At 44.3% G+C, this 14,776-nt stretch carries 15 protein-coding genes; all 15 read left to right on the top strand.

Annotated elements, in window-relative coordinates; genetic code table 11:
- Window positions 1-13: 13 nt before the first annotated feature.
- Entirely contained in the window at window positions 14-1,696 is a 1,683-nt protein-coding gene (gene fliF / locus JEZ96_RS12955; protein WP_061783064.1) for a flagellar basal-body MS-ring/collar protein FliF, read from the top strand.
- Window positions 1,689-2,735 carry a flagellar motor switch protein FliG gene (gene fliG, locus JEZ96_RS12950; RefSeq protein WP_011788773.1) on the top strand — a complete coding sequence of 349 codons (1,047 nt, stop codon included), beginning with the start codon at window positions 1,689-1,691 and terminating at the stop codon, window positions 2,733-2,735. The genes fliF and fliG overlap by 8 nt, the downstream gene beginning before the upstream one ends.
- Window positions 2,722-3,678, top strand: a complete 957-nt coding sequence (gene fliH / locus JEZ96_RS12945; protein WP_025008409.1) for a flagellar assembly protein FliH — start codon at window positions 2,722-2,724, stop codon at window positions 3,676-3,678. The genes fliG and fliH overlap by 14 nt, the downstream gene beginning before the upstream one ends.
- Complete coding sequence (fliI, locus tag JEZ96_RS12940) at window positions 3,647-4,984, top strand: flagellar protein export ATPase FliI (protein WP_198779810.1); 1,338 nt, start codon at window positions 3,647-3,649, stop codon at window positions 4,982-4,984. Before fliH ends, fliI begins: the two co-directional genes overlap by 32 nt.
- A gap of 11 nt (window positions 4,985-4,995) precedes the next feature.
- A complete protein-coding gene (fliJ, locus tag JEZ96_RS12935) occupies window positions 4,996-5,439 on the top strand; it encodes a flagellar export protein FliJ (protein ID WP_011919605.1) in 444 nt (147 codons plus the stop codon).
- Window positions 5,440-5,605: 166 nt separating this feature from the next.
- Window positions 5,606-7,081, top strand: a complete 1,476-nt coding sequence (locus JEZ96_RS12930; RefSeq protein ID WP_025008410.1) for a flagellar hook-length control protein FliK — start codon at window positions 5,606-5,608, stop codon at window positions 7,079-7,081.
- A gap of 91 nt (window positions 7,082-7,172) precedes the next feature.
- Complete coding sequence (fliL, locus tag JEZ96_RS12925) at window positions 7,173-7,688, top strand: flagellar basal body-associated protein FliL (RefSeq protein WP_011788778.1); 516 nt, start codon at window positions 7,173-7,175, stop codon at window positions 7,686-7,688.
- 39 nt (window positions 7,689-7,727) lie between these two features.
- On the top strand, window positions 7,728-8,759 hold the full coding sequence (gene fliM, locus JEZ96_RS12920) for a flagellar motor switch protein FliM (protein WP_011788779.1): 1,032 nt from the start codon (window positions 7,728-7,730) through the stop codon (window positions 8,757-8,759).
- An 11-nt stretch (window positions 8,760-8,770) separates the two neighbouring features.
- Window positions 8,771-9,154, top strand: a complete 384-nt coding sequence (fliN, locus tag JEZ96_RS12915; RefSeq protein ID WP_011788780.1) for a flagellar motor switch protein FliN — start codon at window positions 8,771-8,773, stop codon at window positions 9,152-9,154.
- Between the two features lie 26 nt (window positions 9,155-9,180).
- The gene (fliO, locus tag JEZ96_RS12910; RefSeq protein ID WP_011788781.1) at window positions 9,181-9,600 is read left to right on the top strand and encodes a flagellar biosynthetic protein FliO; all 420 of its coding nucleotides are present in this window, start codon (window positions 9,181-9,183) and stop codon (window positions 9,598-9,600) included.
- A complete protein-coding gene (fliP, locus tag JEZ96_RS12905) occupies window positions 9,597-10,343 on the top strand; it encodes a flagellar type III secretion system pore protein FliP (protein ID WP_011788782.1) in 747 nt (248 codons plus the stop codon). The genes fliO and fliP overlap by 4 nt, the downstream gene beginning before the upstream one ends.
- 17 nt (window positions 10,344-10,360) lie before the next feature.
- Window positions 10,361-10,630, top strand: a complete 270-nt coding sequence (gene fliQ, locus JEZ96_RS12900) for a flagellar biosynthesis protein FliQ (RefSeq protein WP_011788783.1) — start codon at window positions 10,361-10,363, stop codon at window positions 10,628-10,630.
- A gap of 4 nt (window positions 10,631-10,634) precedes the next feature.
- Window positions 10,635-11,432 carry a flagellar biosynthetic protein FliR gene (gene fliR, locus JEZ96_RS12895; RefSeq protein WP_011788784.1) on the top strand — a complete coding sequence of 266 codons (798 nt, stop codon included), beginning with the start codon at window positions 10,635-10,637 and terminating at the stop codon, window positions 11,430-11,432.
- 17 nt (window positions 11,433-11,449) lie between these two features.
- Complete coding sequence (gene flhB / locus JEZ96_RS12890; protein WP_025008412.1) at window positions 11,450-12,580, top strand: flagellar biosynthesis protein FlhB; 1,131 nt, start codon at window positions 11,450-11,452, stop codon at window positions 12,578-12,580.
- 92 nt (window positions 12,581-12,672) lie between these two features.
- On the top strand, window positions 12,673-14,772 hold the full coding sequence (flhA, locus tag JEZ96_RS12885) for a flagellar biosynthesis protein FlhA (RefSeq protein WP_011788786.1): 2,100 nt from the start codon (window positions 12,673-12,675) through the stop codon (window positions 14,770-14,772).
- Window positions 14,773-14,776 lie beyond the last annotated feature (4 nt).

Below are 14,776 nucleotides of genomic sequence, written 5' to 3'. Positions count from 1 at the left end.
TGTGAGCACAGAAATGATTGTCGGGTCTAATTCCGATTTAGCAGACCAAGGTGTCCAAGAAGAACATAAGTCAGGTGTGATGGGGAGTCTTGGCGGTGTCGATATGATGCGCCAAATTACCATGATCCTTGCGTTGGCAATCTGCTTAGCCCTAGCCGTTTTTGTGATGTTATGGGCTCAGGAACCTGAGTATCGTCCATTAGGAAAAATGGAAACTCAGGAAATGGTACAAGTACTCGATGTCTTGGATAAGAATAAGATCAAGTATCAGATCGAGGTTGATGTTATTAAAGTACCTGAGGATAAATATCAAGAAGTCAAACTGATGTTAAGCCGAGCAGGGATTGATGGTGGCACTACAAGTAAAGATTTTTTAACCCAAGACAGTGGTTTTGGTGTCAGCCAAAGGATGGAACAAGCGCGTCTTAAACACAGCCAAGAAGAAAACCTTGCCCGCGCTATTGAGCAGCTACAAAGTGTCAGTCGCGCAAAAGTGATTCTCGCACTTCCCAAAGAAAACGTCTTTGCCCGTAATACTTCCCAACCTAGCGCAACCGTGGTTATCAATACTCGTCGTGGCGGTTTAGGCCAAGGAGAGGTGGATGCCATTGTTGATATTGTTGCCTCAGCCGTGCAAGGGTTGGAACCATCGCGTGTTACCGTCACTGATTCAAATGGTCGTTTGCTTAACTCAGGGAGCCAAGATGGCGTTTCCGCTAGGGCGCGTAGAGAACTCGAATTAGTACAACAAAAAGAAGCTGAATATCGCACAAAAATTGAATCAATTTTAGTCCCCATTTTAGGGCCTGATAACTTTACTTCCCAAGTCGATGTTAGCATGGACTTTACCGCAGTCGAACAAACAGCCAAGCGCTTTAATCCTGATTTACCAGCATTACGCAGTGAAATGACGGTTGAGAATAACTCTACCGGTGGCACTACGGGGGGGATCCCTGGTGCTCTGTCAAATCAACCGCCAATGGAGTCAGATATTCCTGAAGATGCAACCAATGCATCTGAAAAAGTGGTTGTGGGTAACTCTCACCGTGAAGCAACACGAAATTTCGAGCTCGATACCACCATTAGCCATACCCGTCAGCAAATTGGGGTAGTCAGACGAATTAGTGTTTCAGTTGCTGTGGACTTTAAACCCGGTGCTGCAGATGAAAATGGGCAAGTGGCACGCGTTGCCCGTACTGAGCAAGAGTTAACCAACATTCGTCGTTTACTAGAAGGTGCGGTAGGATTCAGCACACAACGTGGTGATGTGTTGGAAGTGGTTACCGTTCCTTTTATGGATCAACTGATGGAAGACATACCATCTCCTGAATTATGGGAACAGCCGTGGTTCTGGCGTGCGGTAAAATTGGGTGTTGGCGCCTTGGTGATCCTAGTATTGATATTGGCCGTGGTTCGTCCAATGCTAAAACGCCTTATTTATCCTGATAGTGTAAACATGCCAGATGATTCAAGACTGGGTAATGAACTGGCGGAAATTGAAGATCAGTACGCTGCCGACACCTTAGGTATGCTTAATACCAAAGAAGCAGAATACAGTTATGCCGATGATGGCTCAATTCTTATCCCTAATCTTCATAAAGATGATGATATGATTAAAGCTATCCGTGCGCTTGTGGCAAATGAGCCCGAGCTTTCCACTCAAGTCGTGAAAAACTGGTTACAAGATAATGGCTGAGAATAAAACAAAAGAAGCCGCTGAAGTCTCAAGCTTTAATGTGAAGGACATGAGCGGTATCGAGAAGACGGCAATTTTACTCTTAAGTTTAAGCGAAGCCGACGCCGCTTCTATCCTCAAGCACTTAGAGCCCAAACAAGTGCAAAAGGTGGGGATGGCCATGGCCGCAATGGAGGATTTTGGCCAAGAGAAAGTGGTTGGTGTGCATAAGCTTTTTCTTGATGATATTCAAAAATATTCCTCTATCGGTTTTAACAGTGAAGAATTCGTTCGTAAGGCGCTAACGGCAGCATTAGGTGCAGACAAAGCGGGTAATTTAATTGAACAAATCATCATGGGCAGTGGTGCTAAAGGCTTAGACTCCCTCAAATGGATGGATGCGCGCCAAGTGGCGACAATCATCCAGAATGAGCATCCGCAGATCCAAACCATTGTATTGTCTTATTTAGAACCCGATCAGGCCGCAGAGATTTTTGGTCAATTTCCTGAAAATACTCGCTTAGACTTAATGATGCGAATTGCTAACCTTGAAGAAGTTCAACCCGCAGCCTTGCAGGAATTGAACGATATCATGGAGAAACAGTTTGCGGGTCAAGGTGGCGCACAAGCAGCGAAAATGGGTGGCTTAAAAGCAGCCGCCAATATTATGAACTACTTAGACACGGGCATCGAAAGCCAATTGATGGAAACTATGCGCGAATCCGACGAAGAAATGGCGCAACAAATCCAAGATCTCATGTTTGTCTTCGAAAACCTTATCGATGTGGACGACCGTGGTATTCAAATCCTGTTGCGTGAAGTACAACAGGATGTGTTATTGAAGGCGCTTAAGGGAACTGACGATCAACTTAAAGAAAAACTGTTAGGCAATATGTCCAAGCGAGCCGCAGAGTTACTGCGTGATGATCTTGAAGCTATGGGACCTATTCGTATCAGCGAAGTGGAGGTTGCACAGAAAGAAATCCTCTCTATTGCTCGTCGTTTAAGTGATAGCGGTGAAATTATGTTAGGCGGCGGTGGTGGCGATGAGTTCCTCTAATCCGAGTGACAATAAATTGTCGGATAAGATTGTCAGTGACAGTGAAATCGAATTTAGTCACTGGAACCTACCCGATGTGACAGAGGTTGAGGATGAAAGCATCTCTAATTTGTTTGGCTACTCTGGTAAGCACATCAAACCAGTCACGGTAGAAGCTATCGCACCTCCCACAATGGCTGAAATTGAGCATATTCGAGCTCAAGCGGAAGAAGAAGGCTTTAGTGAAGGTAAAACACAAGGTTTTAATGAGGGGTTAGAAAAAGGACGTTTAGAAGGATTAGCGCAAGGTCATCAAGAAGGTTTTACACAGGGCCATGAACAAGGCTTAGAAACGGGTCTTGAAGAAGCAAAGGGTTTAATCAATCGTTTTGAATCGTTACTCAATCAGTTTGAAAAACCCTTACAACTTCTCGATGGCGACATTGAGTTATCTTTAATGACCTTAGCGATGGCACTGGCTAAATCTGTTATTGGACATGAGTTAAAAACCCATCCTGAACAAATACTTTCCGCTTTACGTCTTGGTATTGAATCTTTACCTATTAAAGAGCAAGCAGTGACTATTAGGTTGCACCCTGATGACGTTATCCTCGTTGAGAAACTATATTCCGCAGCTCAATTGGCGCGCAATCAATGGCAACTCGAAGTCGATCCCTCTCTAAGCCCTGGAGAGTGCATTATTAGTAGTCAGCGTTCCTTGGTTGATTTAAGTTTACCATCGCGAATAGATGCAGTATTTGAATCTCTACGAAGTCAACATGCCCATTTAACGCAACAGCAGCAACAACGACAGGAAGCACTTGCCGCAGAAGATGCCGCAAGAATATCACATCATAATCAGGATGCTGCGGGATCGGAACTTATGCAAACTGAGTCAGATATTGATTCACTCCAAACGAATGGAGATCAAGATGCAAAACCGTCAACACCAGCTGCTGAGTAAATTCCACCAATATATTGATAAAGTACCTCCTTTTCGCGCCGTTGCCAGTGGGCAATTGGTGCGGGTTGTTGGTCTCACTTTAGAGGCGAGTGGTTGCCGTGCGCCTGTTGGTAGTTTGTGTTCTATCGAAACCATGGCGGGAGATTTAGTGGCTGAGGTGGTCGGGTTTGATGATGAGTTACTCTATCTTATGCCCATTGAAGAGTTACGAGGTGTACTCCCTGGAGCGAGAGTCATTCCACTTGGAGAGCAAACAGGGCTTAAAGTAGGCTTATCTTTATTAGGCCGTGTACTCGATGGAAATGGTGTTCCTCTTGATGGATTAGGTGCGCTGCAAACCGATCAATATGCACCAAGACATAATTCTGCCATTAATCCCTTATCTCGCCGTGCAATAACGGAACCCCTTGATGTTGGCGTACGTGCGATTAATGCCATGTTGACCGTTGGTAAAGGTCAGCGCATGGGACTCTTTGCGGGCTCTGGTGTCGGTAAAAGTGTGCTTCTGGGTATGATGACCCGTGGTACTACTGCAGATATTATTGTGGTGGGGTTGGTTGGTGAACGGGGACGAGAAGTTAAAGAATTTATTGAAGAAATTTTGGGTGAAAAGGGGCGAGCTCGCTCCGTTGTTATTGCGGCTCCGGCGGATACCTCACCCTTAATGCGCCTTCGCGCCTGTGAAACGTCAACGCGTATCGCTGAGTATTTCCGTGATTTAGGCTATAACGTGTTGTTATTGATGGATAGCTTGACTCGATATGCCCAAGCGCAGCGGGAAATCGCTTTAGTGGTGGGGGAGCCGCCTGCAACAAAAGGTTATCCACCATCAGTATTTGCTAAATTGCCCCGTCTTGTCGAACGTGCGGGTAATGGTGGTCCTGGACAGGGATCTATTACGGCGTTTTATACCGTATTGACCGAAGGCGATGATCAACAAGATCCGATTGCCGATGCATCAAGAGCGATTCTGGATGGCCATATCGTATTATCGCGTGCTCTGGCTGATTCGGGGCACTATCCCGCGATTGATATTGAAGCATCAATTAGCCGTGTTGCTCCGATGGTTATTTCTAATGAGCATTTAGAAGCGATGCGTCGTGTAAAGCAAACCTATTCTTTATATCAACAGAATCGGGATTTGATTTCTATCGGGGCCTATGCCCAAGGTAGTGATCCTCGGATCGATAATGCGATACGTCTGCAACCGGCGATGAATGCCTTCTTAAGGCAAACCATGCGTGATGCCTTTAGCTTTGCAGATAGTCAATCGATGCTGGCTCAACTTGCTGCACAGTGTAAATAACCGAGGCCATGATGGCGAATGCAGATCCCTTATTACTGGTACTTAATTTAGCGCTTGATGCTGAAGAGCAAGCCTCGCTCTTACTGAAATCGGCCCAATTAGAATGTCAAAAACGCCAACATCAGCTCAATGCCTTAAACAACTATCGTTTAGATTACATGAAGCAAATGCAGTCTCAGCAAGGTCAAGCGATTAGCGCAAGTCATTATCACCAATTTCATCGTTTTATTCGTCAGATTGATGATGCCATAGCCCAACAAAACCGGGTGGTGGCTGATGGCGAAAAGCAAAAAGAGTATCGTCAGCACCATTGGCTAGAAAAACAAAAGAAGCGCAAGGCAGTTGAACTGCTTCTCGCTAATAAAGCGAAAAAACGCGATGCATTAGAATTGAAAAGAGAGCAGAAAATGACCGATGAGTTTGCATCTCAACAGTTTTACCGCCGACATAAATAGTCTGTATTTGCGCCGATACGCGCTTTCGTAAATCTTGTTAACTATCACATAACTTTCATGTTGGCATTTTATTTGCTTAATTTCATACACAACATTGCTTTTACAGCATAAATTGACGTTTTACTCCGTTACTGTTGAGTTTAACTGGGGTGGTTTGGGAGCCGATATGCAACAAATGACGAATATATTATTACCAAAAGCGGCAAATAATAATGCAAGCGCAGGTAAAGCATCGACTCCAGAAACGCGTAGTGAAGATTTTTCTGCAGCTTTAGCCTCTGTTAACAGTGTTTCCTCATCTACCCAAAAGCCTTCAACGTCTCAAGAACGCGCGATTGAACTGACTAAATCAGCATCCTCCAATGATATATCCCAAGATGAAGAGGATGATGTGAGTTTGATTTTTGCCCAGATTAGCATGGCAAACGAAATGAAAAAAACGGCCGCAGAGGGCGACAAATTGCCGCTACTGCAGGAAATGGATCTGGATATTGGTACTTCTGCCGTTGAAGCTGAGAGTTGTTTTTCCTCTGAGTTAGATAAATTAGCCGAGTTATTAGTTGATTCGTCAGATACGGATGAATCGGGTGTAGCTTTGATTGCTGAGGCTGATGCCACTAACTTACCCGACATTAATTTGGCTTTACCCCTATCAACGCCAGCCATGCTAGATGGAGCTATTGCGTCACAAAACAATGGGGAACTGCCAGAGCAGAGCGTATTGGTTGAAGAAAGCACGGTCGAATTGGTTAGCCAAGAAGCCGCTAAACAACAGAAACAAGGGATAGTAGATGCTCAACCTATTATGGGAGAAAATGATAGTATCAGGTCTTTTTCTGCAGATAAGTCGTCTATTGCCCAACAAAATGCTTTTACAACGGGTCTAAAAGATACAAACAGTATTGATGGTACAAAGAAGGAATCTTTTGTTAGTGCAACCACTGCAGCCTTAAATACATTAGGGACTGCGGAGGATGTGGCAACTCCGAAAAACATTGAGCTAGATGGATCAGAACGGCTTGCGACAAACGTACAACTTAAAGATGCCAAGTTAGCTGTTACATTAGAATCAAGTTCACCGACGGCATTTAATCTTGATGACGAAGTCGCCTCTGAGTTTAAACCCGTTTCAGTGACAACATCACCTACTCAACCGCAAGTGAATCGTCAAGATATCCCGCAAATTCAACTTTCACTGCGTCAAGGCGTTGAAACGCCAAATCAGATGCAGGAGATGATCCAACGATTTTCTCCGGTGATGAAACAACAGCTCATTACGATGGTGAGTAATGGTATCCAACACGCTGAAATTCGTCTTGATCCACCTGAGCTTGGCCATATGACGGTCAAAATCCAAGTGCACGGCGATCAAACCCAAGTACAGTTTCATGTGACTCAATCTCAAACCCGTGACATGGTTGAGCAAGCTATCCCTCGATTACGTGAATTATTGCAAGAGCAAGGAATGCAACTCGCAGATAGTCATGTATCACAAGGTGAGCAAGAACAAGGTCGCGATGGTGGTTTTGGCGAAAGTAACGGTTCTGGGAGCACAAATTTGGATGAATTCTCAGCAGAAGAACTGGATTTAGGTTTAAATCAAACTACTAGTCTGCATTCTGGTATAGATTATTACGCTTAAGCAGGTAACCTATAGGATTAAATAGCATTGTTACATTTTGATATGATGCATAAAATGTAAAGACTTAAGTCTAAATTGAAGAGCACAGTGAATGGCCAACGAAGAATCGTTAGAACTTGAAAATACTGATACGCCTAAAAGTAAGAAAAAACTTTTTATTTTTATTGGTATCGGTGTACTCGTTGCACTATTGATTGGTGGTGCATTATGGTTTTTTCTCGGCAGTTCAGATGAGTCATCCTCTGAAGCTGTAGAGGCTGTGGTTGAAACACCTTCAAATGATAAACTGGTCGCCTCTTATGTGCCCATGCCTCGTCCTTTTCTCTTTAATTTACCCGGGCCAGATCGGGCTCGTTTAGTCGAAATTAAAGTACAGCTGATGGTCCGAGGTTCCGATGATGAGGTCCTGATACAAAAACATATTCCGCTCATTGAAGATGCTCTCCTGACAACTTTTAGCAGTTCAGATGTGCAAAAGTTAAGCACTCAAGCAGGTAAGGATGAAGCTCGTCAATTAGCACTTCTTAGTGTTCAAAATACACTGCAATCCGTAACGGGACGTAAAGTGGTCGAAAAAGTGCTATTCACCGGTTTTGTGATGCAATAACCCGTAATTTCAGTACCCTAAAGAGGCTAAGGCAATATAGTGAGTGATTTATTAAGCCAAGACGAAATTGATGCGCTACTGCATGGGGTTGATGACGTCGATGACGATGATGATCTTGATGCTGCTAGCCAAGATGCGCGATCCTACGACTTTTCATCCCAAGATCGTATTGTACGTGGGCGCATGCCCACACTCGAAATTGTTAACGAGCGATTTGCGCGTCATCTACGTATTAGCATGTTCAATATGATGCGCCGTGCGGCTGAAGTGTCGATCAATGGCGTACAGATGCTCAAGTTTGGTGAGTACGTACATACCTTATTCGTCCCAACCAGTCTAAACATGGTACGTTTTAGTCCACTCAAAGGGACTGCACTTATCACCATGGAAGCTCGCTTAGTGTTTATCCTTGTGGATAACTTTTTTGGCGGTGATGGCCGGTTCCATGCCAAGATTGAAGGGCGTGAGTTTACCCCTACTGAGCGGCGGATTGTACAGCTTCTTTTAAAAATTATCTTTGAAGATTATAAAGATGCTTGGGCTCCAGTCATGGATGTCGAATTCGACTATCTTGACTCTGAAGTTAACCCTGCCATGGCGAATATTGTCAGTCCAACCGAAGTGGTGGTGATAAACTCCTTCCATATTGAGGTGGACGGCGGCGGCGGGGATTTTCACATTACTATGCCGTACTCCATGATCGAACCTATTCGAGAGTTGTTGGATGCAGGGGTGCAAAGTGATAAGCAAGATACGGATATGCGCTGGTCACAGGCATTACATGATGAAATCATGGATGTAAAAGTGGGATTCGATGCATGCGTTGTTGAGCATGAGTTAACGCTCAAAGATGTAATGAACTTTAAAGCCGGTGATATTATTCCAGTTGAATTGCCTGAATATATCATGATGAAAATCGAAGACCTACCGACTTACCGCTGTAAAATGGGGCGTTCTCGCGATAATTTAGCGCTCAAAATATATGAAAAAATACCCCGTCCAGAAACAGTAAAAACTGAACTCCAATTAGTGACGCGCAAAGGCAAAGCTAGAGATATATCTGAATTATAAGGTGAAGCAAGATGAGCACAGAAGATACGGGCGATGATTGGGCTGCCGCGATGGCGGAGCAGGCTTTAGAGGAGGCAAATGCTGTTGCGCTGGATGAGCTCGTTGATGACTCTCAGCCTATTAGTAAAGCAGATGCTGCTAAATTAGATACGATTTTGGATATTCCGGTGACCATTTCAATGGAAGTGGGCCGCAGTTTTATTAGTATCCGCAATTTACTACAGCTAAACCAAGGTTCTGTCGTTGAGCTTGACCGTGTGGCTGGAGAGCCGTTAGACGTGATGGTCAATGGGACACTTATTGCCCATGGCGAAGTGGTTGTAGTAAATGACAAGTTTGGTATTCGTTTAACTGATGTTATCAGTCAAACTGAGCGAATTAAAAAGCTTAAATAATAGATGCACATGAGTTGGTATATGAGATGAGTACATCGGTAATATTCAGTTTAATGCCTGTTACGCAGGCTAATGCCGTGGGATTAGTTACCGACACTTCTACTGCGGTAGTCGCATCAACTGCCAAAATGTCAGAACCATCTCAACTTGCCACTGCGGCAAGTATGCTTGGTGGCTTGATCCTCGTATTATTGCTTATCTTCGCCTTAGCCTATTTGTTAAGGCGATTTAATTTAGTTCAAACAAATCATAATGTGCTTAAGACCCTCGCGGTGACTTCACTTGGACAAAAAGAACGGCTAGTGCTTGTTCAAGTTGGAGAGCAGCAATATTTACTTGGGGTGAGTGCACAACAAGTGAATTTGATTGATAAATTAGCCGAGCCCATCCAAGTGGAATCTGATTCCTTTGCGAATCGCTTACGTCAGGCGAAATTAAAACAATGACAAAGTACAGTTTCCCATTAATCGGGCTTGCCATTTTATTTTTTAGTGTATCGGTCGGGGCGGCAGATGGTGTGTTGCCTGCGGTCACCGTAAAAACGGCTGCCGATGGTTCGACAGAGTATTCAGTGACAATGCAGATTCTACTGCTGATGACGTCACTGAGTTTTTTGCCAGCCATGGTGATTATGCTGACCTCGTTTACACGGATTATTGTGGTACTTTCTATTTTACGCCAAGCGATTGGATTGCAGCAGACGCCTTCTAACCAAGTGCTTATTGGCATGAGTCTCTTTATGACTTTTTTTATTATGGCGCCCGTGTTTGACAAAATTTATGATCAAGGTGTTAAACCCTATATCGATGAACAACTGACGCTACAGCAAGCTTTTGATAAGGGGAAAGAACCATTACGAGCTTTTATGCTAGGCCAAGTTCGTACGACAGATTTAAAAACCTTTATTGATATTTCTGGCTATCAAAATATTAACTCGCCAGAAGAGGCGCCGATGAGCGTACTTGTGCCTGCTTTTATTACCAGTGAACTCAAAACGGCCTTTCAAATTGGCTTTATGTTATTCGTGCCTTTTTTGGTATTAGATTTAGTAGTGGCGAGTATTTTGATGGCGATGGGGATGATGATGCTATCGCCGATGATAGTCTCATTGCCATTTAAGATTATGTTATTTGTGCTCGTTGATGGTTGGGGGCTTGTGTTAGGCACCTTAGCCAATAGTTTTGGTTAGTCGTACTAGGAATTGTTATGACTCCAGAAGCACTGATTGATATATTTCGAGAAGCCTTAGCCGTTATTGTGATGATGGTGTCGGCCATTGTCTTGCCTGGGTTGGGTATAGGGCTTGTTGTCGCAGTGTTTCAAGCTGCCACTTCAATTAATGAGCAAACCTTAAGTTTTCTTCCTCGATTATTGGTCACATTGTTTGGACTGATGTTTATGGGGCATTGGTTAGTTCAAACCTTAATGGATTTTTTCATTGAGATGGTTAACCGTATTCCCCAAGTGATAGGTTAAGGCTATGGAGCTGTTGCTCGATACCTTAATGCAGACCATCGCATCTTACATGTGGCCGTTATTTCGCGTTGCAAGCATGTTGATGGTGATGGTGGTATTTGGCGCCGCAACGACTCCTGCTAGAGTGCGTTTACTCCTTGCCATGGCGATTACCTTTGCAATTGCGCCTGTTTTGCCTCCGGTGGAGAATGCGGATTTATTTTCCCTTAGTGCTGTTTTTATTACGGCGCAACAAATTATTATTGGCGTTGCGATGGGGTTTGTTTCCCAGATGGTAATGCAGACTTTTGTATTAACAGGGCAAATTATTGGTATGCAAACCAGTTTAGGCTTTGCCTCTATGGTTGACCCTGGTTCTGGACAACAAACCCCTGTCATTGGTAACTTTTTCCTCTTGCTTGCGACGCTGATTTTTCTGGCTGTTGATGGTCACCTTCTTATGATCCGTATGTTAGTCGCAAGTTTTGAGACTCTTCCTATTTCTAACCAAGGGCTAACGCTTACAAGCTACAGATCACTTGCAGAGTGGGGCTCGTATATGTTTGGCGCGGCTTTGACTATGTCAATTTCGGCGATCATTGCGCTGTTACTGGTTAACCTCTCTTTTGGGGTAATGACCCGTGCCGCACCACAGTTGAATATTTTTTCTATTGGTTTTCCTATCACTATGATTGGTGGGCTTTTAATCCTTTGGCTAACGCTGACGCCAGTAATGGCGCATTTTGACGAAGTATGGGCTGCAGCTCAGGTTTTGCTATGTGATATTTTGGGTCTTCAATGTCAAGCCGATGGCTTGATATAAGGTTATAGGAACTCAGTATGGCTGAAGAGAGCAGCGGCGAACGTAGTGAGGAGCCCACAGGGAGGCGCCTTGAACAGGCGCGTGAAAAAGGCCAAGTTGCTCGTTCAAAAGAACTGGGGACTGCCGCGGTATTACTTTCCGCAGCAACGGGGTTTTATATGCTTGGCCCTGGTATCGCAACGGCACTCTCCCATGTGTTTGAACGTGTTTTTACTATGGAGCGCGCTCAAATTTATGATACTAACCAAATGTTTAATGTTTGGGGGTTGGTCGCGGGTGAAATTGCATGGCCAATGCTTAAAATCATGTTGCTGATTGTGGTGGTGGCTTTTATTGGTAATGTGTCCCTCGGAGGGATGAACTTTTCAACCCAAGCTATGATGCCCAAAGCCAGTAAAATGAGTCCTCTTGCTGGTTTTAAGCGTATGTTTGGGGTGCAAGCGCTCGTTGAGTTAACTAAGGGAATTGCTAAGTTCTCCGTAGTTGCTTTTTCGGCTTACTTTCTTTTAAGTTACTATTTTAATGATATTTTATTGTTATCAAGTGATCACTTACCAGGGAATGTTCACCATGCGTTAGATCTGTTGATATGGATGTTCATTTTACTCTGTTCTTCTGTGTTATTGATTGTGGTCATTGATGTGCCATTTCAGATTTGGAATCACAATAAACAACTGAAAATGACCAAACAAGAAGTCAAAGATGAATATAAAGACACAGAAGGTAAGCCTGAAGTTAAAGGACGCGTTCGACAAATGCAGCGAGAGCTTGCACAGCGTCGAATGATGGCCGAAGTACCCAATGCGGACGTGATTGTCGTCAATCCTGAGCATTATGCCGTGGCGGTCAAATACGATGTCAAGCGCTCTGCTGCACCGTTTGTCATTGCCAAGGGCGTAGATGATGTGGCGTTTAAGATCCGCGAAGTCGCCCGTGAGTACAATATTGCGATTGTGTCAGCTCCCCCATTGGCAAGGGCCATCTATCATACGACTAAATTAGATCAGCAAATACCTGAGGGGTTATTTACTGCCGTGGCTCAGGTTTTAGCCTATGTTTTCCAATTGCGTCAATACCAAAAGGGACGGGGGCGTAAACCTATTCCTATCCCATTAAATCAGCCTATCCCTGATGATTTAAAATATTAATGGCTTGCTCGTTCACTCTTCAAATTTTAAGTGTCCTCTTGGCGCGATTTTTGCTTTTCCGCTTTTATACGTCAAAGTTTAGGTAATAGTGAATGGATGTTAAAGCGGCTTTAGGCCAAGTTAAGCAGGTAAGACTTAGTACGTTCAAAGGCATAGGTACGCCTATGTTAGTGCTTGCCGCATTAGCAATGATTGTATTGCCTATTCCACCGTTCTTACTCGATATTTTATTTTCCTTTAATATCGCCCTCGCATTAATCGTATTACTAGTCGCTATTTATACTGATAGACCCTTAGATTTTGCCGCATTTCCAACCGTGCTTTTGGTCGCCACCTTATTGCGACTCGCCCTTAACGTGGCGTCAACCCGTGTTGTGTTGCTTGAAGGCCATAATGGGGGGGATGCCGCAGGTAAAGTGATTGAGGCATTCGGCTCTGTGGTGATTGGTGGTAACTATGCAGTGGGTTTAGTGGTATTTATCATCCTCATTATCATCAACTTTGCCGTGGTGACAAAAGGTGCTGGTCGTATTGCAGAGGTGAGTGCTCGCTTTACCCTAGACGCTATGCCTGGTAAGCAAATGGCGATTGATGCCGATCTAAACGCTGGAACTCTCAATCAAGAACAGGCGAGGTTACGTCGAGCTGAGGTGACTCGCGAGGCAGATTTCTATGGTGCGATGGATGGTGCCTCTAAGTTCGTGAAAGGCGATGCTATTGCGGGGATTATGATCTTAGTTATCAACATCCTCGGTGGCTTTATTATTGGTATTGTTCAACATGGCTTGAGTTTTTCTCAAGCTGTCGAAATTTATACGCTTTTGACCATAGGTGATGGTCTGGTTGCGCAAATTCCAGGACTATTGCTGTCCATTGCAGCGGCATTAATGGTGACCCGTCAAAATGAATCGGGTGACATGGGCCAAATGCTGATGAGTCAGATGTTTGACAGTCATAAATCTTTAGGGATTGCAGCGGGTGTTCTCTTTGTCATGGGCATTGTGCCAGGAATGCCTCACATGGCGTTCCTTGGCTTTGCTGTTATTACTGCTGGTGCTGCGTATTTTGTATTTAAACGTAATGAAAATAAACGCTTAAAAGCCTTAGAACAAGTCAAAACGGGTCCGATAGAAAGACAAGACAAAGAGCCTAAAGAGTTGAGCTGGGATGATGTACACCATGTTGACACTATCGGCCTAGAAGTGGGTTATCGCTTAATCCCATTAGTCGATAAAGGCCAGGGTGGGGAATTATTGAGCCGTATTAAAGGGGTGCGTAAGAAACTCTCGCAGGAGCTTGGTTTCCTCGTACCCGCAGTGCATATTCGTGACAACTTGGATTTATCTCCCAATGCCTATCGTATTTCCCTTATGGGGGTTGTGGTTGGTGAGGCTGATATTCGCCATGATTGTGAGTTAGCTATTAATCCAGGGCAAGTGTACGGTAAGCTTGATGGTATTGAAACTCGCGATCCTGCTTTTGGTCTTGAAGCGGTCTGGATTGCCCCTGAACTTCGCGAGCATGCACAGACCTTAGGTTACACTGTGGTTGATGCTGCAACTGTCGTTGCGACCCATATTAGTCAATTACTCACCAATAATGCCGCAAAACTTTTAGGTTACGAAGAAGTGCAACAACTGATGGATATGCTTGCTAAACATTCTCCTAAGCTTGTTGATGGGTTTATTCCTGATGTGATGCCACTGGGTAGTGTCGTAAAAGTGATGCAAAACCTATTAAATGAAGGCGTTTCTGTCAGAGACTTGCGTACAATAGTACAAACTTTGTTAGAATACGGCACTAAGAGCAATGATACAGAAGTGTTGACCGCCGCCGTACGTATTGCGCTGAAACGTATGATAGTCCAAGAAATATCTGGCCCAGAACTCGAAATCCCCGTCATTACTTTGGCGCCAGAGTTGGAACAGATGTTGCATCAGTCAATGCAAGCAACCGGTGGTGATGGTCCAAATATTGAACCCGGTCTTGCGGAGCGTATGCAGCAGTCATTGGCTGATGCGGCTCAAAAGCAAGAAATGGTTGGACAGCCTGCCATATTATTAACGTCTGGTATGTTACGCGCGACGCTGTCACGGTTTGTTAAACATACCATTCCTAATCTCAGAGTGATTTCTTACCAAGAAATCCCCGATGAAAAGCAAATACGCATTGTATCTGCTGTCGGCCAGTAGAGGA

Origin of the sequence: Shewanella putrefaciens (assembly GCF_016406325.1) — a bacterium.
Taxonomy (GTDB): Bacteria; Pseudomonadota; Gammaproteobacteria; order Enterobacterales; family Shewanellaceae; genus Shewanella; species Shewanella putrefaciens.
The sequence above is the reverse complement of the archived record's forward strand: the minus strand, read 5'-3'. Positions and strand labels throughout refer to the sequence as shown.